This is a genomic window from Maricaulis sp. CAU 1757, from assembly GCF_054482675.1.
The window spans coordinates 332,952-352,251 of sequence record NZ_JBTLRI010000001.1 but is presented as its reverse complement, the minus strand read 5'-3'; the positions used below and the strand labels follow the sequence as shown (position 1 = coordinate 352,251).

Below are 19,300 nucleotides of genomic sequence, written 5' to 3'. Positions count from 1 at the left end.
GCAGGCCGGGCGGCCTGTCGTGCGAGCTATTCGGTTTTGGTGCTGAAGCGGGTTCCTATCGCGGAATCGCGGCCATGGCGAGGGGTAAACTGCGCGCTTTCATGTTTTATGTGCGGGCGACTGAAAAGCCGCACTCATTCGGCACCGCCGGGCGCACGATCCAGCAGAGATGCGAGTTCCCATTGCATGTTGTGCCGCGCCTGGTCGCCAAGTTCGGCCTCGAAGTCAGGGGTCAGGAAAACGCGTTCCCGAGCCAGGATCCTCTGAAGGAAGTCGCTGCGCCCGATCTGGAAATCGCTGTCACTTGCCCAGCCATATTCTGCGCGGATGGCGTCAGCATAGGCCCGATAGCGGGCGGGCGAAGCGCCGAGGATCGAAATATCGATGTCGAGAAACAGGTTGTCATGTTCATCCTTGCCGCCGCCCTGATGGTCGGCGGTCGCGCGGATCAGCGCAGCCACCTCGGCGGCGAAGCTCGGCTCGGCGCCCGCCTCGGTGAGCGCGTTCCGGGCCCAGACTGCGCTTTGCTCCTCATTGTCCGAGGCGCGCGTGTCGTAGACGGCATCATGGAACCAGGCGGCCATGCGCAGACGGTGGATGGGCGTGTCAGTGCTGGCCCGCGCCTCGATCATGTCCAGCATGTCCGCAATGTGCTCGAGCGTGTGATAGCAGCGATGAGGTTCGCCATAGGCTTGGACCAGGGCGGTGCCGATCGCTGGGGCGGGGGTCAGGCCGGCGGCCCGGACATGCTCTGCCCAGCGGGTCGTCATGCGGGCGTCGAGGCGGGATTGCATGGCAGTCTCCGAACGTGCGAGCGCTGCCGGGCGCTCCCGGTCTAGGGGCGGATATCCGACAGTGCGAGGTTGCGCCAGAGCATGGGCTGGATGCCGGGCATTGTCCCGCGCACCCGGTCGCCGACCAGCCAGTGGGCGCGCTCGTGCAGGAGCGGGATGACGGCTTGTTCGTCGAGCAGGCGTGCTTCCGCGGCGCGATAGAGCCGGGCCCGGCGCTCCGGCTCGTCCTCGGCCCGGGCGGCGCCCATGAGCTCGGCAAACCGATCATCGGACCAGTTGAAATTGGCGGCAAACCCACCCGGCGCGAACGGGTCCAGCATGAAGAAGGGATCGGCCTTGAGGCCGCGGTTGAAGCTGGCGATGGCGATATCGAACTGGCCGGCCTCGACGGCCTGGTAGAGATCGGTCGGATAGGTCACCAGGAGCTCGCACTCCAGCCCGATGCGACGCCAGTCATCGGCGATGGCCAGGGCGATGCGCTCGCTTTCGCCGGTGGTGCACCGCAGCTCGAGCGGGCGGTCGAGGGTGAGATTGCCGCCTTCCGGGTCGTGATGGCTGCCGGGCAGGATGGCGGTCGCGGGATTGGCGGTGCCGGAAAAGAACTCGCGGGCAATGAAGGCGCGGTCCACCGCTGCGGACAGGGCGCGGCGCACGCGCAGCGAGGTCAGCGGTTCGCGGGCATGATTGACCTTGAGGTAGCGCAGGATCGGCGCGTCGAAACTCTGGAAGCGGCTCCCGAGACGGTCGCGCAGGAAACCGATCTGGTTGGCCGGCGGGTTGTCGGCGAGATCGTAATCCCCGGCCCGGAACAGGCGTACGCGGGTGGAGTCGTCGCGCACGGCGTCGAGGCGCGCGGCATCAATGACCACGCGGAAGGCGTCGTGGTAATGCGGGTTCTTGCGCAGGCCGAGGGAGATCTGGCTGACGTCGCTGACGGTGTAGGCGCCGGCCGTGACGATGTTCTCCGGGCGCACCCAGTCCAGGCCGTGTCGCTCGATGACATGGCGCGGGAAGGGGTAGAATTCGCGCATCAGCACCGGCAGGAGGCCCAGAGGCTCGGTGAGCCGGACATGCACGGTGCGCTCATCCGCCGCCGCAATGCCCAGCGTCTCCGGGGCGGCTTCGCCGGCGAGCACGGCGCGCGCATTGGCCAGGGCGTAGAAGTCGCCGAGATTGGCAAAGGACTGGGCCGGGTCGACGAGGCGGCGGGCCGACCAGACGACATCCTCGGCGGTCAGGGCATGGCCGTCCGACCAGGTCAGCCCGTCGCGCAGGCGGAATACCCAGTTGAGCCCGCTCTCATCGCTTTCCCACAATTCAGCCAGGCCGGGCATGACACCGCCGTCCGGAGCGTACTCGGTGAGGCCGGCATGGATCTGTTTGTAGGCCAGGGCCGCTGCTGCGAACTCGCCGCGTGCCGGATCGAGACTGTCGGGCAGGTTGGCGGTGGCCACGCGCAGCAGGCCGATCGGCGCTTCGCCGCGACCGCAGGCGGCCAGGCCGCTGGCGGTGCCGGCTGCGAGCAGGGTGCGGCGGTTCAGCATGACCGCAGGATGAGCTGATTTGGCGGAGGCGGGGAAGGGGGCTTCGGAAACGCCCTGGCGTCAGCCGCCGGCGGCGCGCCGCGGCGCGTCCTTGATGGCGGCGCTGGCCTCCTGTTGGGTGGCCAGCAGGTTCGGGATCTCAGCGGGGCGAATGGGTTGGCCCCACAAAAAGCCCTGAGCCAGCGGCGCGCCCATGGCGCGCAGCCGCTCGAGTTGCTCGGGTGTTTCAACGCCTTCCACGAGGCAGGACAGGTTGAGCGAGCGGGCCAGCCCGATCAGGCTGGCGACAATGCGGCTGGCGCGGTCGTCCTCGATCAGGCGGGTGACGAAGGAGCGGTCGAGCTTGATATGGTCGATGTCGAGTTCGTGCAGATAGCTGAAATTGGAGTAGCCGACGCCGAAATCGTCAATCGCGATGCTGGCGCCGGTGGCGGTCAGCTGGGCGATGTGGTGACGGCCGGATTCGAACTCGGTGACCATGTCGGTCTCGGTGATCTCGAAGATGAGACGGTCCGGCGCGACGCCGCTTTTCTCGACCAGTGACAGAATGGCGGCGATGGCGCCCTCGCGCATCAGGTCCTGGACCGACAGGTTGAAGGACAGCTTGATGTGGTCCGGCCAGCGCGCGGCTTCGGCCAGCGCCTTGCGCAACAGGGTCTGGGTGATCGGGCGCATCAGGAAGGCGCGCTCGGCGGCCGGGATGAACACCGATGCGGGCACGTCGCCGAGGCCGGGGGCTGACCAGCGGGCCAGCGCCTCGAAGCCGAAGATGGCACCGGTCGCCGTGTCGTATTGAGGCTGGTAGACCAGTCGAAGCTCGGCCTCGAGGTCGGCGGTGCGCAGGGCCTTTTCGATCTGCTGGGCACCGGCCAGCCGATACGACAAGCGCGGCGTGCACACCATGCACTTGCCGCGCTTGTTCTGCTTGGCCTGGTAGAGCGCAAAGTCGGTCTTCTCATACAGGCTGGCAGCGCTGTCCTGCTGGCCCGGTTGCCACAGGGAAATGCCACCGGAACCGGTGATGTGTGCGGTGTTTTCCTCGCTGCGGCCGCCCGGGACATGCAGGTTGTAGGGCTCGCTCAGGCGGCGGCACACGGTGGCACCAATAATGCCGGCGACCTCCTCGCCATGGAGATCGGGCAGGACAACCGCGAACTCGTCGCCTCCGAGGCGGGCGGCAAGCGCCTCGCGGGGTTTGACCTGCTGAAGGCGGCGGGCGGCCTCCCGGAGCACTTCGTCGCCGGCCGCGTGGCCATAGGTGTCGTTGACCGGCTTGAAGCCGTCCAGGTCGATCATCAGGAGGCCGAACGGTGTGTCCCCGGCGACGCGGCGCTCCAGTTCGGCCATGAAGCTGCGCCGGTTGGGCAGTCCGGTCAGGGCGTCGTGCCCGGCCAGCGTCTCGGCTTCCGCGCGCGCCTTCTCGGCCCGGGTCTGCGCCTTGGCCGCGCGCGTCACGGCACCCCTGAAAAGCAGCATGAGCGCGGTCGCGCCAAACAGGCCCGCCGCCAGGATGGAGAGATATTCCCCCATCAGCGAAGGCTCATAGAACAGGATGAAATAGACGAAACTGCCAGCGCTTCCGAGCACGGCGATGGCGGCGGCGCGGATGGTCGAATTGAGCGCGGCGAACAGGGGCATCAGGAGCAGGTAGTAGTGAAGGTCCTCCTGTTCGAATGCCCGAGCCATGTCGAGATTGATATTGATGATCAGGATGCCGCACAAAGTCAGGGCGGAAAGCTCGAGTCGCAGAGCGGATATCTGGCGTCGCGTGCGGATGGTCAGGGCGGCGGCGGCCAGCGAGGCAATCATCGAAGCGATGATCAGGACCCATCCGCCGGCCCCGAAGGTGATGACACGGTCGAGGGTGTTGAGACCCATATAGATGGCCGTGCCGAGAGCCGCACCGCTGACAATGGGCTGGTAGGTGGCGTGCAGGCTGGAGGACGGCCTGAGGATCTGGCGCACGGTTCGGCGCCAGATGGATGTCACTCGGTCATTGAACATAATGGTGTCGCGTCCGCCTCTCACGCACGCGAGTCTGCCCGCCGGAATCTTTACCCCGCCTTTCGCGAGGCAACCGGATGCGGGTCGAAAGCAGTAATATTATATGCGCGTGACTTACGCGTCGGCCTTGCGGAGCTGGGCGACGAAGCGGTCGAAGACGCCGAAGCTGTCCTGCGGGCCGGGCGAGGCTTCAGGGTGGTGCTGCACCGCCCAGACCGGCTTGTCGGTCAGGCGGAAGCCGGAATTCGAACCGTCGAACAGGGAGACATGGGTCTCCTCCGCATTGGCCGGCAGGCTCTTGCCGTCGACGGCAAAGCCATGATTCATCGACACGATTTCGACCTGGCCGGTTTCGTGATTTTTCACCGGGTGGTTGGCGCCGTGATGTCCCTGGGCCATTTTCTCGGTGCGAGCGCCGATGGCCAGGGCGAGCATCTGGTGTCCGAGGCAGATGCCCAGGGTCGGTACGCCCTTGTCGAGCACGGCCTTCAGGGTCGGCAGGGCGTACTTGCCGGTCTCGGCCGGGTCGCCCGGTCCGTTGGAGACGACGATGCCGTCCGGGTTCAGCTTGAAGATGTCCTCGGCCGGTGTGTTGCCGGGCAGCACGGCAACACGGGCGCCGGCGCTGACCAGGAGGCGCAGGATGTTGGCCTTGACGCCATAGTCGAGGACGACGACGCGGGGGCCGTCTTCCGGGCCCTTCACATAGCCTTCACCCCAGGCCCAGGCGCTGTCCGACCACTCGGAAACCTCCTTCGAGGTGACCGCGGAGGCCAGTTCCTTGCCTTCCATGCTGGGCGCGTCGGCGGCGGCGGACTTGAGCGCCTCGATGTCCAGATTGCCGGACGGGTCATGGGCCAGTGCGCACATTGCCATGCCGTGCTCGCGGATGTGGCGGGTCAGGGCGCGCGTGTCGATGCCGGTCAGGGCGACGATGCCGCGGGCGCACAGCCATTCCGGGAAGGATTGTTCGGCGCGGTAATTCGCCGGCGGGGTGATGGCGGCGCGACTGACCATGCCCACGGCGGCCTTGCGGGCCGGCTCGCTGGCCGCTTCCTCGTCTTCCGAGTTGGCGCCGACATTGCCGACATGGGGGAAGGTGAAGCACACGACCTGGCCGGCATAGGACGGGTCGGCGAGGATTTCCTGGTGGCCGGTCATCGCCGTGTTGAAACAGATCTCGCCGACCACCTGGCCGCTGGCACCGGTGCCGTGGCCGAGAAAGACGCGGCCGTCGGCGAGCGCCAGGGCGGCAGTGGCACCCTTGAGATCGGTAGCGGTCTTGGAAGCGGTCATGGCGATGTCTCCAGCGGGCGACGGCGGACGGGGCGGGGGCGCGGCGGGAATCGGCGCGTGCCAAGGTCCGGGTAAACGGGCGCTTCGCTAATGCCTCGAAGCGGTCCGGTCAATCCCAATTGCCCGGAAGCGGTGATCGGTTGCGGGCGGGCGGACGGCGTCGCCAGATCCAGTCATAGATTGATACTTGATTTCGCCGCAACAAGGGCATATTCCCGCCCACCTTGTTGCAGTCGCGCCCCCGCAGAGAGCCGGGCGGAGCGAGGAAAGACCCGGCCCGGAGCCGGCACAACCAGGAAACTGACGCGGGTTTGACGCGTTGTTTGACAAGGCAGCACCCACTTCTCACATCATCCCTGTTGAGCGTTTGTGTGCGCCAGAAACGGTAAGTTTGATCCATGTCCCTTCGTGACCGCATTTCTGAAGATCTAAAGGCCGCCCTCAAGGCCCAGGACAAGGCGCGCCTGTCGACGCTGCGCCTGATCTCGGCCGCCATCAAGGACCGCGATATCGCCGCCCGGGCCGAGGACCGCTGTTCGGGCTGCGACGATCCGGAAATCATGGCGATCCTGCAGAAGCTGGCCAAGCAGCGCGAGGAAAGCGCCGAGACCTACGAAAAGGCCGGACGCCTCGACCTCGCCGAAGCCGAGCGCGCGGAAGCCGAAGTGGTGCGCGAATTCCTGCCCAAGCCGATGGATGAAAGCGAGATCGAGGAAGCCGCGGAGACCGTGGTCAACGAGCTCGACGCCACCGGGCTGAAGGATATGGGCCGCTGCATGGGCGAGCTGAAATCGCGCTATGCCGGCCGCATGGATTTCTCCAAGGCGGGCGCCAAGATCAAGGACCTGCTGACGGTGCGGGTGGCGTAAAGCCCACGATCTGCAGTTTTGCGCTGATCCGGAGGTGACGAATGCCGCCTCGGGGCGCATCATGTCCGGCTTCGAGAGCGTGCCCGGAAAGCTGGGCCATGGGGGCTGAACCACACGATGCGTCTGGGTGAGGATTTCATTGATGAGATCAAGGCGCGCATCAAGCCGTCCGAGCTGATCGGGCGGACCGTGAACCTGAAGCGGCAGGGGCGCGAATTCGCCGGCCTGTCGCCGTTCAAGAAAGAGCGCACACCCTCGTTTTTCGTCAATGACGACAAGCGCTTCTACCACTGCTTCGCGTCCGGCAAGCATGGCGACATATTCACCTGGCTGGAAGAGATGGAAGGCTTGTCCTTCATGGAGGCGGCCGAGCGGCTGGCTGGCGAGGCCGGCCTGCGCCTGCCAGACCCGGACCCGGAGGCACAGCAAAAGAGCCAGCGCCGCAAATCCCTGATCGAGTGGATGGAGGCGGCCCAGGCCTTCTACCTGCGCGCCCTGCGCAGCCCGGCGGCGGAAGGCGCGCGCGCCTATCTCAAGTCGCGCGGGCTGACCGGCGAGGACTGCGTGCGCTTCGGCATCGGTTTTGCCCCGGACAATCGTACCGCTCTCAAGGACGAGCTGGTCACCGCCGGGGCGCCGGTCGAGGACCTGGTGGCCTGCGGGCTGCTGATCGAGCCGGACAGCGGCTCGCCCTATGACCGCTTCCGCGACCGCATCATGTTCCCGATCCACGACCCGCGCGGGCGGCTGGTGGCGTTCGGCGGGCGGGCGCTGTCGAAGGAGGCGCGGGCGAAGTATCTCAACTCGCCCGAGACGCCGATCTTCCACAAGGGCTCGGTGCTGTACCGCTTCCCCGAGGCACGCAAGGCAGCAGCCGACCCCAAGCAGTCGATCCGCGGCCTGATCGTCGCCGAGGGCTATCTCGATGTCATCGCCCTGGCCCGGGCCGGGCTGGAGCATGGCGTGGCCCCCCTGGGCACCGCGATCACCGAGGAGCAACTCCAGCTCCTGTGGCGGGCCGGGCCGGAGCCGGTGATGTGTCTCGACGGCGACCGGGCCGGGCGCGCCGCGGCGTTCAAGGCCGCAGACCGGGCGCTGCCCCTGCTGGGGCCGGGCAAGACGCTGCGTTTCGCCTTCATGCCCGACGGCAAGGACCCCGATGACGTATTGCGCGAAGAGGGCAGCCACGCCCTGCGCGCCGTGTTCACCGAGACCCAGTCGCTGGCCGATCTGGTCTGGGAGCGTGAAGTGCATGCCGAACCGCTCGACGGGCCGGACCGGCGAGCCGGTTTCCGGCGCCGCATCCGCACCCTGGTCTCGCAGATCGGCGACAGCGATATCCGCGAGGAGTACAAGCGCGAATTCGACCAGCGCATGGAGGCCCTGTTCGGCACCAAGCCGCGCTTCCAGCCGTCGCGACGCTATGACGACCGGCGGCGCGCGCCGCGGCTCGGGGCGACCCCGGCACTGCGCAAGGCGGCGCGGCCGCAACCGGGTGCGGCGACGGGGCGAATCCTGTTGCTGGCAGCCATTGAGGACCCCGAACTCGCCGTCGATCAGCTCGAGACCCTGGCGGTTTTGCATTTCGGATCGCTTGACTCACTCCGCGACGCCGTTCTAGACGCGTGCTCTTCTGGGCAGTCTGTGCAAACCGACACGCTACGGGCCAAATTGGTCGAGGCCGGATACGCGGCCGAATTGAAGCGTCTGGACGGAGAGCGGGGGCCCATGCGGGCGGCTATAGGCGGAAACGAAGCGTCACCGAAATTACGGGTCGAGGCTTGGACGCGCCTGGCGGCTGCCTATATGGAACGGAGCGAGGCACAGGATCGGCGCGAGGAAATGCTCGCCCGGTTGGCGGAAGAAATAGACAGGGACGATTCAGAAAGCGTGCGGAGGCTGGCGGAAGTCAAGCTCCGGGACAGCTCGCGTTCTGAAACGCCCTGACCTGTCGGATTCGAATGGCGCGCACTGCAGGCGCGACAAGGGACGAATAAATGAGCAAAACGGCCGAAGCCAACGACGCATCGGAAAACCAGGACGGACCGCTTCTCGACCTGACCGACCAGTCGGTCAAGAACATGGTCAAGACGGCCAAGAAGCGCGGCTATGTCACCCATGACGAGCTGAACGCCGTGCTGCCGAGCGAGGAATTTTCCTCCGAGCAGATCGAAGACGTGCTGGCGCAGCTGTCCGAGATGGGCATCAATGTTGTCGACAATGACAGCGATGCCGAAAGCGACGATGACGGTGACGCCCCAGCCAAGACCGGCAAGGCGGCCGCCTCGGACGATGACGGCGATGATGACGAGGCCGAGGAGAGCTCCAGCAAGGCTGTCGGCGCCACCGCCAAGACCGCCGCTGCCGGCCTCAACACGCCCGCCTCTGCCGACCGCACCGATGACCCGGTGCGCATGTATCTGCGCGAGATGGGCTCGGTCGAGCTGCTGTCGCGCGAAGGCGAGATCGCCATCGCCAAGCGCATCGAGGCCGGCCGCAATGCGATGATCCGCGGCCTGTGCGAAAGCCCGCTGACCTTCGAAGCGATCATGGTGTGGCGCGACGAGCTGCAGGAAGGCGAAGTCCTGCTGCGCGACATCATCGATCTTGACGCCACCTATGGCGGCCAGCAGGCCGAGGCGGCGGAAGAGGGCGATGAGGACGAGAATGACGAGGACGCTGAAGGCACCACGCCGACACCGTCCGGCCCGTCCGCCGATGGCGAGGAGAAATCCGCCAAGTCCGACGATGATGACGAGGACGGCGAGAAGTCCAAGTCGGAAGGCGAGGACGGCGAGGAGTCCAGCGACGACGACGATGATGATGACGACGAGGGTGTCTCGCTGTCGCTGTCGGCCATGGAAGCGGAACTGCGCGAGGGGGTCATGGAGACCCTGGACTCGATCGCGGCCGACTTCACCGCCTTCCGCAAGCTGCAGGACAAGCTGGTCGCAGCCCGCATCGAGGGCAAGGACCTGACCAAGCAGAGCCGCGAGAAGTATGAAGGCCTGCAGAACGCCATCGTCACCAACCTCAACACCATGCATCTCAACAATGCGCGGATCGAGGCCCTGGTCGAACAGCTCTATGCGATCAACAAGGAACGCATGGCGCTGGAGGGCAAGCTCTTGCGCATGGCCGATGCCCACGGCGTGGCGCGGGCCCAGTTCATGGATAGTTACTTCGGTAACGAACTAAGCCCGGACTGGCCGGGTTCGATGGCCGGTACCTCCAAGGCCTGGGACCGCTTCATCGAGCGTGAGGGCGAGGATGCGAGCAAGATCCGTGATGATCTGGCCGACCTGACCCAGCGTGCCGGCGTGCCGATTGAAGACCTGCGCCGCATCGTGCGGACGGTCCAGAAGGGCGAGCGCGAGGCCCGGGTGGCCAAGAAGGAGATGGTCGAGGCCAATCTCCGCCTGGTTATTTCGATTGCGAAGAAATACACCAATCGCGGCCTGCAATTCCTCGACCTGATCCAGGAAGGCAATATCGGCCTGATGAAGGCGGTCGACAAATTCGAGTATCGCCGCGGTTACAAGTTCTCCACCTATGCGACGTGGTGGATCCGCCAGGCGATCACCCGTTCGATCGCCGACCAGGCCCGCACCATCCGTATCCCGGTGCACATGATCGAGACGATCAACAAGATCGTCCGCACCTCGCGCCAGATGCTGCACGAGATCGGCCGCGAGCCGACCCCGGAAGAACTGGCCGAGAAGCTCGCCATGCCGCTGGAAAAAGTGCGCAAGGTGATGAAGATCGCCAAGGAACCGATTTCCCTGGAAACGCCGATCGGCGACGAGGAAGACAGCCATCTCGGCGACTTCATCGAGGACAAGAATGCCGTCCTGCCGATCGATGCCGCCATCCAGGCCAATCTGCGTGAGACCACGACCCGGGTTCTGGCCAGCCTGACCCCGCGCGAGGAGCGCGTGCTGCGCATGCGCTTCGGCATCGGCATGAATACCGACCACACGCTGGAAGAAGTCGGCCAGCAATTCTCAGTCACCCGCGAACGCATCCGCCAGATCGAGGCCAAGGCCCTGCGCAAGCTCAAGCACCCGAGCCGCAGCCGCAAACTGCGCAGCTTCCTGGACAACTGATCGCCTGGGGCTCGCTCCGCGCCAGTAACAGACGGGCCGCTCCCAGCCGGGGGCGGCCCGATTTGCTTTGGACTCTGTCGTGACGCCCGCCTGTCGGTCCGGTGAAATCCTTGTCAGGAATCCGGATTGCGATGGTCGGTCGGGCGCTGGCGAGGTTAGCCTCCCCTCGCAGTTGGCCAGGGAGGGAGACATGGCAGGACGAATGTTGGCGGCTGGCCTTGCGGCTTGGCTGGGCGCAGCGTCGCCGGCGCTGGCGGCGCAGCCGCTGCCGCTGGACTATGACCGCGACGGGCGGCCGCTCGTGGCGGTCGAACTGACGGGCGGGGAGGCTTACGACTTCGTGCTCGATACGGCGGCCCAGCACACGGTGCTGGGTGAGGGGTTGGTGACTGACTTGGCGCTCAGCCCCGATCCGGACAGCCGGGCCCGTATGCAGGGCGCGTCGGGTGTGATCGAGGTGCCAATGTACCGTCTCCAACGGCTTGCGGTTGGCGAGAAGGTGATCGAGGACGGGCTCTACCTGTCCGTGCCGCCGACGGCGCACGCGGACGGACCGCCGCATGACGGCATTCTCGGCCAGGACGTGTTCGCGCACGGCCGGCTGGCCTTCGACTTCGAGGCCGGTACAGTGGATCTGGACGCCCCAGATGGCGATGCGGAGGCGCTGAGCCTCGAGGCGCGGCGGATGCTGGGCGGGTTTTTCCTCGTCGACGTGACGGTGGATGGCGTCGCCACGTCGGCGCTGGTCGATACCGGGGCGTCGGAAAGCTTCGCTAATGACGCCCTGCGCGATGCCCTGGAACCCTTTGATACACCGCTAACCGCCGCCACCGAGCGGCGCGGCATCAGCCAGCATCCGATGACGTTGTGGCAGGGGCATGCCGCGGTCGTTGACCTCGGCGGGGTGAGCGTGCCGGCAACTGCGATCGATTTCACCGCCAGCCCGGTGTTCGCGACCTTTAGCTTGTCTGACCGGCCGGCCCTCGTGCTTGGCATGGATGTGCTGCGCCAGCTGGGCGGGCTGGTGATCGATTACGAGGCCGGGACAGTGAGTGTTCGTGGCGCCGGCGGCTAGGTCGCCGCGGGCTGGCGGGCCGGCCACCGCAGCCAGCCGAAGCAGGTGACGAAACCCAGGGTCAGGACGGCATAGCCGATGACGTTGAACCAGTGCGTCCCGAAATAGAGGATGGCGCTGCCGGCAAGCACGAGCAGGACGCCGCGACGCGCCTCCCGCCACCAGGACAGGCTGGCCAGGACGAGGCCGATATTCATCAGGTAATTGGCGCCGATGGTGATGAAGGGGTCCCAGATCACCGGAGTGGCAATCAGGCGGCGGGCCAGTTCGTACTCGAACTCATCGTCGGGCAGGGCCCAGAAGATGAAGTCGATCACGCACATGCCAATGACGAAGCTGATCCCGGCGATGAGGACCGGCATGGTCACCAAGTGCAGGCCTCGCTTGGGCAGGTTGGCGGCGAAGGGGAGCATCAGGCAGACGCCGAGATAGAGCGACCAGTGGGCGAAATCGACCGGCTGAAGGCTGGACACGAAATCATTGCCCGGGCGCAGCAGGGCCTGGCCGATGATGTAACTGACAAGGCCGGCCACCAGGAGGAGGCGGTCAGCGCGGTCGGGGAAGCGGGCCTGGTCGGACTGAATGATCATGCGGCGGGGCTCCTGTTGTGCAGGCGGGTGACGGAAACTCTGGCCCGAGGGCTCGCCTTGCGGCAGAAAACAGACAAGATGGAAGGCGTGAACCGACTGCAGGACGTCGTCGAATGCACCGAGAAACCTGTTCGCGTGACGTGAAATGACCGCATGTTGAGCCCTCGACGTCTGCTTCCCGTGCTCAAGGTCGGCCTGGTGTCCGCCGGGCTCGGCACGCTGCTCGCTTTCTGGGCGCCCTATGGCTCGGACTATCTGCCCTGGCCGGGACGCTGGCTGTACTGGACCGGCATGAATGCGGCCGGCTGGGCGGCGGGCCTGACGGTCGAGGTCGCAGCCCGTCGGCGCTTGGCCGGGCGACCGGTGGCCTGGGTGTACGGCCTGGCTGGGCTGGCCGCCACGGCGGCGGTAATGACGGCGACAGCGCTGTTTTTCCGGCTGCGCGGGGCCGTCTGGGAACTGGAAAACTACGTCACGGCCGGGTTGCAGGTGGCGGTGCTGGTGGCGGTGATCACGGCGGTCTACGCACTGGTGCGGGAGCGAGGAACGGCCGCGGCGACCGCCGACGAGGCCGCGCCCGCCGGCGAAGTCGGGGAGGCCCTGCTGGACCGCCTGCCAGCCGGGTTCCGCGGCCGCCCGATCGATGCGCTGAGCGCCGAGGACCATTATCTGCGCGTGTTCAGCTGCGGCGACAGCACGCTGATCCGCATGCGCCTGCGCGACGCCCTGCTGGCGGTCAGCGCCATCGACGGGGCCCAGACCCACCGCTCCTGGTGGGTGGCGCGGGAGGCGGTCGAGGCGGTGCGGCGCGACAGCGGCAAGCCGGAACTCGTCCTCAAGGGGGGCACAGTCGCGCCGGTCAGTCGCACCTATGCCCCGAGATTGCGCCAGGCCGGCTGGCTGTAGGGGCAGGCTGACCGGGCGCTTCTACCGGTTCGCGATCCGCCAGGTGCGCTGCGTCTGGCATCGCGGAGCTGTAACGGCGGCGACAATCGGGAGGCGGCATTCCCGCTCGTCCCGGTAATCGAGTAACCACTTGTGATTTGCAAAGTCACTCCATCAACCTCAAGGTGATGTTCTCTTGGGGCTGCTCCAGTGGGCGGTCCGGGGCCAATTCATCGCCAGCCGATCCGCTGGAATGTCGGCTGGAACGGGAGGACAAGATGGCGGAACCCAAAGGCAAGCCGGACTCCGCGATGTTGCAGGCCGTGTCCGAATTCGGTGACGCGCTGACACGGTATGCCGACAATGTCGTCGAGAGCCTGACCCTGGCCGAAGAGCCGGACGAGGTCGAGGTTGCCAACGGTCTGCGCGACGCGCTCCGCGCCCAGTCGCGAACCTTGGTGAGCAGTACGCGTGAATTGATGGAAGGCATTGGTGAAGACGCCGCGGCGATGCTCGATACGCGGGCGCGGGAAAGCGGTCTGGCCAGTCTGACTGCGTCAGCGAAGGGCTTTGCCACCCAGACCCGGACGGCCCGCATCGGTATCGTGGCGCTGATCGAGCCGATCAAGAAACTGCTGCGCCAGATCCTCGACGCACTCGGGTTGAGCCTGCCCAGCTGGATCAACAAGATCCTGGACTTCATCAACAATCTGATCCGGGTGCTGTCCGGTCTCCTCGGCAAGGCCGAAGGACGGCGGGCGGAACGGACCCAGGCCACCATGTATCGCCACCTGCGCGACATCTACATGACCGATGCGGCCCAGCTGGCATTCGCCCAGGCCGGCCAGGCCGTGAACAGCGACGACGAGATCTGACGGCCGGCGGGACTGTGCGGCCCCGGCGCGGTGCAACGTCCCTGCGGTGATGCACAGACCTCCGCGTCTCTAGGCCGAGAAGTCGGATGCGTGGCCCGTACGGGCCGTGCGCCCGGCGCGCGCGATTGCGCAGGGTGAGCCGCGCGTGCCTGCTGATGTGCACTCGGCGCATGTCCTGAGGATGCAGAGACAGGGCCGGTCCTGCGGACGGGCGGCGTGCGCTTGACCTGCGAATGCCTAATCGGCGCGTGCTTTGCCGATGGAGAGGAGATGCCTGCCTGGGGACTGCGCAGCGGGCACCTGTCCTGCGCATGCGCATGGGGCGCCTGTGGTGCCGATTCACGGTGCCGGTTCACCGGTGGCGGTTCACCGGTGACGGCGTGGCGCGCGTGGGCGGTATCGGCGGCCGCGGGGCTACGGTTCACGGCGTGGTCCCGGGCGAGCTGGCCAACCGGCCCCGGGCCGGCGTCCCGTCACTCTCCCGACGCGGATTCCCCGCCCGGGTGGGTGACTCCCGTCGCGGCCGAGTTGCCGAATGCCGCGAGATCGGCTTGGGTGGTGAACCAGGCGGGGGACAGGCACATGTGGGTTACGGCAGGGATCGCGGGACTGAGCCTGGTCGTGGGGCAGCCACAGATACAGATGGAGATAGCCAAGGGCCGCGCTTGCCGGGCATTGACGGCCAGGTCGAGCAACTGATGGCCGAGGGACATTTCCCGGGCGCAGCGGTGGCGGTCATACGGGACGGCGCTCCCATCCACGTGGGAACCTATGGCATGGCCAGTCTGGAGCACGCCGTTCCGGTACATACCGGGACCGTGTTTGAACTGGCCTCGCTGACCAAGGCGATGACGGCGCTGGCAGTGTTGTCGCTGGCGGAGGCCGGCGAGCTGTCGCTGGATGACCCCGTTGTCGACTACTTGCCGCGTCATGCGCCGGATTGGGCCGAGATCACGATCGATCACCTGCTGGCCAACACCGGGGGCCTCGAGCACCGCTTCGAACACACGGTTGAAGGTGTGCTGCTGACTGACTACTCGACGGAAGCGATGCTCGACAGTGCCATTGCCACGCCGGTGCGCAGTGCGGCGGGTGAGGACTGGCACTATTCCGACCAGGGTTATTTCCTGCTCGGCCTGGTTATCGAGGCAGTGACTGGCGAGCGCTGGGCCGATCACATGCAGGTCACCTATTTCCAACCGCTGGGCATGGCGCAGACACGGCGGCTCGAACAGTCCGCTGTGATTGCGCACCGGGCCGAAGGGTATGACTGGGTCGAGGGCGAGACGGTGCGCAATCGCCGGGTCTGGCAATTCGGGCTGATGTCGCACTTCGGCATCATGTCCTCCCTGGAGGACATGATGCGCTGGGAGGCGGAGCTGACCAGCCCGGAGACGGTCTCTGCGTCGGCGCTGGCCGGCACCGCTGAGATCCGCCGGCCATTCACCACAGGGGCGTCCTGCGAGACCTGGGGCTATGCGCGCGGCTGGATGGCCCACCACGCCGGGGGCAGCCGGATCCTGGTGCACGGTGGTTATGCCGGTACGGCCTATCTGCGCGACCTGGACCGCGGCCTTTCGGTCATTGTCCTCACCAACCGCCAGGACGGTCCGCATGCGGTCTCGCCAACCGACATCGCCTGGGCTGTCGCCCACCGGGTCGAGCCGGACCTGCCGGCGGGCGGATTATCCTGCTGGGAATAGGCGGATATACCTGTTCATCAGGGCCATCGGGCGCTAGGGTTTTGGGCCTGGGGAGGCCGGCCAACAGGGAGTGATGCATGTCCGATGTGACCATTCGCGCGGCGCGACCCAGGGATGCTGCGGCGATCGCGCGCCTGTCGTGCGAGCTCAACGAGGTCGTCCAGGATTCCACCGAGCACTGCACGCCGGAGAATATCAAGGCGACGCTGTTCTATCACGATACCAGCTTCCACGTTCTGGTCGCCGAGAAGGACGGTGAGGCCATCGGCTATGCGGTCTGGCATGCCTTTTACGACAGCGGCCATGGCGGAGCCGGAGCCTGGCTGGCCGAGGTCTGTGTCGGAAAGCATGGACGTGGCGAGGGGGCCGGACGGGCCCTGTTCGAGGCGGTGGTCGAGGACGTCCGGGACAGCCCGGCCACGTTCATGATGTGGACGAGTTCGGAAACCGATGCGGCCGAAGGCCTGTATGAAAGCTCCGGGGGCTCGGCGAAACCGGTCAGGCGCTGGGAGCTCAACGGGCTGACCTAGGGGTTCTGCATTCTGACGTCACTGCCCGGCTTGCCCCGGGCGCGGGCGGCAGTTTAGCTGATGTCATGTCTCTTCAACGCCTCACCATCGAAACCACCGGACCCGGCCTGTATGAATTCACCCGGGCCTGCCAGCGCTTCGTCGAGGGGTGCGGCGAGGGCCTGCTGACGGTGTTCGTGCGCCACACTTCGTGCTCGCTGGTGATCCAGGAGAATGCCGATCCGGACGTGCAGGCCGATCTGGCCGAGTTCTACCGGCGCCTGGTGCCGGCCGGTGACGATGCGTCGATGCGCTGGCTGCGCCACACGGCGGAGGGGCCGGACGACATGCCGGCTCACATCAAGGCGGCGCTGAGCCAGGTTTCGCTGGGCATTCCGGTGACCGACGGGGCACTGCTGCTGGGCACCTGGCAGGGCGTCTACCTGTTCGAACACCGCGATCGGGCGCACCGGCGCGAGGTGGTGCTGCATTACGCGGCCACGGCCGGCTAGATCGAAGCGCGACGACTGCGGCGGATGTCGTGCTGTTGCAGCAGGCGGGTCATGGTGGCTTCCAGTACGTCGGGACGCAGCGGTTTCTCGACATGGGCGTCGAAGCCGAGCTGGCGATAACGCGAGACGTGGTCGACCATGACATTGGCGGTGAGGGCAACGACCGGGGTGCGCAGGCGCTTTTCCCGGCGTTCGATGTCACGCATCGCGCTGATCGCTTCCTCGCCGTTGAGTTCAGGCATCTGGATGTCGAGCAGGATCAGATCATAGCTGTTGGCGCGGAAATGCTCGACTGCCTCGCGCCCGTCCTCGACCATGTCGACCTCGACGTCGAGCCGTGCCAGATAGGCATCGAGAACGAGGCGGTTGGTGGCATTGTCCTCGGCGGCGAGGATGCGCGGCGTGGCGGACCGGTCGATGCGGGCAGCCGCCGGGGAGGCCGTCTCCTCGGCGGCTTCCTCTGTCAGGGCCTCGACACGCGGGGCCGGGATGCGCAGGGTGAAGGTGGAGCCCTCACCGGGCGTGCCGGTGGCCACGATGGTGCCGCCCATGGCGTCGGCGAGGCCGCGGCAGATCGCGAGGCCCAGCCCGGTGCCGCCGAAGCGCCGCGAGGTCGAAGCGTCGGCCTGCACGAATTTGTCGAACACAGCTTCGGCCTGGGCCTCGGTGAGGCCGATACCGGTATCGCGCACGGTGAGTTGCAGCTCGTCCTCGGTCTTGCGACCGACGGGTGAGCCGAGACGCACGCTGATGCGGCCCTGGGCGGTGAATTTGAGGGCGTTGGAAAGCAGGTTGTTGGCAATCTGGCGCAGGCGGAGCGGGTCGCCGAGGCGCAGCTGCCCCGGCGGATCGGTCACCTCGATGTCCAGCTCAAGACCGCGATTGGCAGCTGCCGGGCCATAAAGGGCTTGCAGCTTCTCGGCCGTTTCCTCGAGCGTGAATGGCATTTCCTCAAGCGCGAACTGCCCGGATTCGATCTTCGACAGGTCGAGGATGTCGTCGAGCAGGTGGGTCAGGGCGTCACCGGACGAGACGATGACGTCGAGCTTGTCGGCGATGTGGGATGGCAAATCCTCTTCCTTGAGGATGCGGGCCATGCCGAGAATGCCGTTCATGGGCGTGCGGATTTCGTGGCTCATATTGGCCAGGAATTGCGACTTGGCGAGGTTCGAGCTGTCGGCCCGTTCCCGCGCCTCCACGAGTTCCGTGATGTCGCTCATGGTCCCGGCCATGCGCACCGGCGTGCCATTGACCCGGTGAGCCAGGCCGCGCAGGCGAAACCAGCCGTAACTGCCGTCGGCTCGGCGCAGCCGGGCCTGGACATCGTAATCGCCGGTGCCGGCGAGATGGGCTTCCAGTTTGGCAAACAGGGGCGCGCGGTCCTCGGGATGCAGGAGGTCGGCAAATTCGGCACGGTTGAAGCGGGAGCTCGGGTGTTCATGGCCGAGCATGGCGAGCAGGCGTTCCGAGGCCTGTCCGGAATTGCTCCGCAGGTCCCAGTCCCAGAAGCCGTCGGCCGAGCCCTTGACGGCGAGGGCGACGCGTTCGCGGGATTCCTGGAGCTCCTGCAGAGCCTCCTCGCGCTCGGCAGCCAGTTCGCGCTGGCGGCGGCGGCCCTGGTCGAGAGCGGCTACGGCCAGTCCGACGGCGATGCCGAAGACCAGGCCGAGCAGGATCAGCACCACCGGGAAGACCGACAATTCCTGGGCGTACAGGGTCGGGCTGGGGCGCAGGGTGACGGTCCACAGCGCGCCGGGCAGATGGACCCGGCTGTCGGCGACCAGGGTTTCGCTGGCCGCGGTGCCACGCACGAAGATGAGCTCGCCGCCCTCGCGCACTTCCAGCTGTACCAGGGCTTCCGAACTGGCCGGCATGACAGTGCGGATCAGGGTCTCGACATCGAAGACGCCGACGATCAGGCCCTGGAAGGTATCGTCGTCATGCAGCGGGTAATAGGTGAGGAAGCCGACGCCACCCTGGACGAAATGGATGGCATCGCTGGACTGCGGGGTGCGGGTCTCGACGGCCTGCATGACGGTCCGCGCCCGGTTGGGTTCGAACAGGATGTCCAGCCCGACCACCGCTTCATTGCCTTCCAGCGGCTCGACCCACTCCAGGCGAAAATCCGGATTGGCCCACTGCACGGCAATCAATTCGGGCATGTCGCGGGCATAGGCGCGCGCATCGGCACGCCAGATCGCCTCCTCGCGACCATCGCCGCGCTGCCAGCGATGGGCCATGCGTTGCAGGGCGGCGATGTCCATGTCGACGCGACTGGCCATGTCCTGTTCGAAATGGTGGGCGATCTGTTCAAGATGCAGGCGCACGGCGTGGCGCTCGGCGGCCCGCACAAAGCCGGCAAAGGTCGTGAACACCGCCAAGCACGCCAGAGCGGCTGAAACGGGCAGGAAAAGCGGATTGCGTAGCATGGACCGACCTGACTGCGTAGGCGACAGAATGCACTCCTATGGTTACCGCGAAGTTGCCAGCGCTGACGGGCGCCGCGATGCTGTCAGGGCATCCCTGTGCGCCGTGCTC

At 66.5% G+C, this 19,300-nt stretch carries 15 protein-coding genes; 9 read left to right on the top strand and 6 right to left on the bottom strand.

Annotation, left to right across the window (positions count from 1 at the left end; genetic code table 11):
- Positions 1-134: 134 nt before the first annotated feature.
- The 4 genes from ACXYMR_RS01645 to carA all read right to left on the bottom strand — a co-directional run bounded on the left by ACXYMR_RS01645 (position 135) and on the right by carA (position 5,638).
- On the bottom strand, positions 135-794 hold the full coding sequence (locus ACXYMR_RS01645; RefSeq protein WP_458941006.1) for an HD domain-containing protein: 660 nt from the start codon (positions 792-794) through the stop codon (positions 135-137).
- A gap of 41 nt (positions 795-835) precedes the next feature.
- Positions 836-2,338 carry a peptide ABC transporter substrate-binding protein gene (locus tag ACXYMR_RS01640; RefSeq protein WP_458941005.1) on the bottom strand — a complete coding sequence of 501 codons (1,503 nt, stop codon included), beginning with the start codon at positions 2,336-2,338 and terminating at the stop codon, positions 836-838.
- A 60-nt stretch (positions 2,339-2,398) separates the two neighbouring features.
- On the bottom strand, positions 2,399-4,342 hold the full coding sequence (locus ACXYMR_RS01635; protein ID WP_458941004.1) for a putative bifunctional diguanylate cyclase/phosphodiesterase: 1,944 nt from the start codon (positions 4,340-4,342) through the stop codon (positions 2,399-2,401).
- A 114-nt stretch (positions 4,343-4,456) separates the two neighbouring features.
- Positions 4,457-5,638 carry a glutamine-hydrolyzing carbamoyl-phosphate synthase small subunit gene (carA, locus tag ACXYMR_RS01630; protein WP_458941003.1) on the bottom strand — a complete coding sequence of 394 codons (1,182 nt, stop codon included), beginning with the start codon at positions 5,636-5,638 and terminating at the stop codon, positions 4,457-4,459.
- Positions 5,639-6,036: 398 nt separating this feature from the next.
- Between carA and ACXYMR_RS01625 the strand changes: the two genes are divergently transcribed.
- The 4 genes from ACXYMR_RS01625 (at position 6,037) to ACXYMR_RS01610 (ending at position 11,688) form a co-directional block, all read left to right on the top strand.
- The gene (locus ACXYMR_RS01625) at positions 6,037-6,507 is read left to right on the top strand and encodes a GatB/YqeY domain-containing protein (RefSeq protein ID WP_458941002.1); all 471 of its coding nucleotides are present in this window, start codon (positions 6,037-6,039) and stop codon (positions 6,505-6,507) included.
- A 117-nt stretch (positions 6,508-6,624) separates the two neighbouring features.
- The gene (gene dnaG / locus ACXYMR_RS01620; protein ID WP_458941001.1) at positions 6,625-8,454 is read left to right on the top strand and encodes a DNA primase; all 1,830 of its coding nucleotides are present in this window, start codon (positions 6,625-6,627) and stop codon (positions 8,452-8,454) included.
- A gap of 50 nt (positions 8,455-8,504) precedes the next feature.
- Positions 8,505-10,613, top strand: a complete 2,109-nt coding sequence (gene rpoD / locus ACXYMR_RS01615; RefSeq protein ID WP_458941000.1) for an RNA polymerase sigma factor RpoD — start codon at positions 8,505-8,507, stop codon at positions 10,611-10,613.
- A 190-nt stretch (positions 10,614-10,803) separates the two neighbouring features.
- Positions 10,804-11,688, top strand: coding sequence for an aspartyl protease family protein (locus ACXYMR_RS01610; protein WP_458940999.1), 885 nt, complete (start codon positions 10,804-10,806; stop codon positions 11,686-11,688).
- On the opposite strand, the gene ACXYMR_RS01605 is transcribed toward ACXYMR_RS01610, so the two are convergent.
- The gene (locus ACXYMR_RS01605) at positions 11,685-12,278 is read right to left on the bottom strand and encodes a hypothetical protein (protein WP_458940997.1); all 594 of its coding nucleotides are present in this window, start codon (positions 12,276-12,278) and stop codon (positions 11,685-11,687) included. The two genes, ACXYMR_RS01610 and ACXYMR_RS01605, sit on opposite strands and share 4 nt — an antisense overlap.
- A gap of 153 nt (positions 12,279-12,431) precedes the next feature.
- Between ACXYMR_RS01605 and ACXYMR_RS01600 the strand changes: the two genes are divergently transcribed.
- The 5 genes from ACXYMR_RS01600 to ACXYMR_RS01580 all read left to right on the top strand — a co-directional run bounded on the left by ACXYMR_RS01600 (position 12,432) and on the right by ACXYMR_RS01580 (position 16,762).
- Positions 12,432-13,184, top strand: a complete 753-nt coding sequence (locus ACXYMR_RS01600) for a LytTR family DNA-binding domain-containing protein (protein ID WP_458940996.1) — start codon at positions 12,432-12,434, stop codon at positions 13,182-13,184.
- A 257-nt stretch (positions 13,185-13,441) separates the two neighbouring features.
- Positions 13,442-14,038 (top strand): hypothetical protein, encoded by a 597-nt coding sequence (locus ACXYMR_RS01595; RefSeq protein ID WP_458940995.1) that lies wholly within the window; start codon positions 13,442-13,444, stop codon positions 14,036-14,038.
- A 665-nt stretch (positions 14,039-14,703) separates the two neighbouring features.
- Positions 14,704-15,741, top strand: a complete 1,038-nt coding sequence (locus tag ACXYMR_RS01590) for a serine hydrolase domain-containing protein (RefSeq protein WP_458940994.1) — start codon at positions 14,704-14,706, stop codon at positions 15,739-15,741.
- 77 nt (positions 15,742-15,818) lie between these two features.
- Positions 15,819-16,271, top strand: a complete 453-nt coding sequence (locus ACXYMR_RS01585; RefSeq protein WP_458940993.1) for a GNAT family N-acetyltransferase — start codon at positions 15,819-15,821, stop codon at positions 16,269-16,271.
- 65 nt (positions 16,272-16,336) lie between these two features.
- Positions 16,337-16,762, top strand: coding sequence for a secondary thiamine-phosphate synthase enzyme YjbQ (locus ACXYMR_RS01580; protein WP_458940992.1), 426 nt, complete (start codon positions 16,337-16,339; stop codon positions 16,760-16,762).
- Here the strand turns inward: ACXYMR_RS01580 and ACXYMR_RS01575 are convergent.
- Positions 16,759-19,191 (bottom strand): ATP-binding protein, encoded by a 2,433-nt coding sequence (locus ACXYMR_RS01575; protein ID WP_458940991.1) that lies wholly within the window; start codon positions 19,189-19,191, stop codon positions 16,759-16,761. The genes ACXYMR_RS01580 and ACXYMR_RS01575 overlap by 4 nt on opposite strands.
- Between the last annotated feature and the right edge of the window lie 109 nt (positions 19,192-19,300).

What these genes read in the sequence shown, in the direction of transcription:
- ACXYMR_RS01585 (WP_458940993.1), top strand. Translation starts at nt 15,819, where the DNA reads ATGTCCGATGTGACCATTCGCGCGGCGCGACCCAGGGATGCTGCGGCG.
- ACXYMR_RS01605 (WP_458940997.1), bottom strand. Translation starts at nt 12,278, where the DNA reads ATGATCATTCAGTCCGACCAGGCCCGCTTCCCCGACCGCGCTGACCGC.
- ACXYMR_RS01610 (WP_458940999.1), top strand. Translation starts at nt 10,804, where the DNA reads ATGGCAGGACGAATGTTGGCGGCTGGCCTTGCGGCTTGGCTGGGCGCA.
- ACXYMR_RS01635 (WP_458941004.1), bottom strand. Translation starts at nt 4,342, where the DNA reads ATGTTCAATGACCGAGTGACATCCATCTGGCGCCGAACCGTGCGCCAG.
- ACXYMR_RS01580 (WP_458940992.1), top strand. Translation starts at nt 16,337, where the DNA reads ATGTCTCTTCAACGCCTCACCATCGAAACCACCGGACCCGGCCTGTAT.
- ACXYMR_RS01640 (WP_458941005.1), bottom strand. Translation starts at nt 2,338, where the DNA reads ATGCTGAACCGCCGCACCCTGCTCGCAGCCGGCACCGCCAGCGGCCTG.
- ACXYMR_RS01600 (WP_458940996.1), top strand. Translation starts at nt 12,432, where the DNA reads ATGTTGAGCCCTCGACGTCTGCTTCCCGTGCTCAAGGTCGGCCTGGTG.
- ACXYMR_RS01645 (WP_458941006.1), bottom strand. Translation starts at nt 794, where the DNA reads ATGCAATCCCGCCTCGACGCCCGCATGACGACCCGCTGGGCAGAGCAT.
- ACXYMR_RS01575 (WP_458940991.1), bottom strand. Translation starts at nt 19,191, where the DNA reads ATGCTACGCAATCCGCTTTTCCTGCCCGTTTCAGCCGCTCTGGCGTGC.
- rpoD (WP_458941000.1), top strand. Translation starts at nt 8,505, where the DNA reads ATGAGCAAAACGGCCGAAGCCAACGACGCATCGGAAAACCAGGACGGA.
- ACXYMR_RS01595 (WP_458940995.1), top strand. Translation starts at nt 13,442, where the DNA reads ATGGCGGAACCCAAAGGCAAGCCGGACTCCGCGATGTTGCAGGCCGTG.
- carA (WP_458941003.1), bottom strand. Translation starts at nt 5,638, where the DNA reads ATGACCGCTTCCAAGACCGCTACCGATCTCAAGGGTGCCACTGCCGCC.
- ACXYMR_RS01625 (WP_458941002.1), top strand. Translation starts at nt 6,037, where the DNA reads ATGTCCCTTCGTGACCGCATTTCTGAAGATCTAAAGGCCGCCCTCAAG.
- dnaG (WP_458941001.1), top strand. Translation starts at nt 6,625, where the DNA reads ATGCGTCTGGGTGAGGATTTCATTGATGAGATCAAGGCGCGCATCAAG.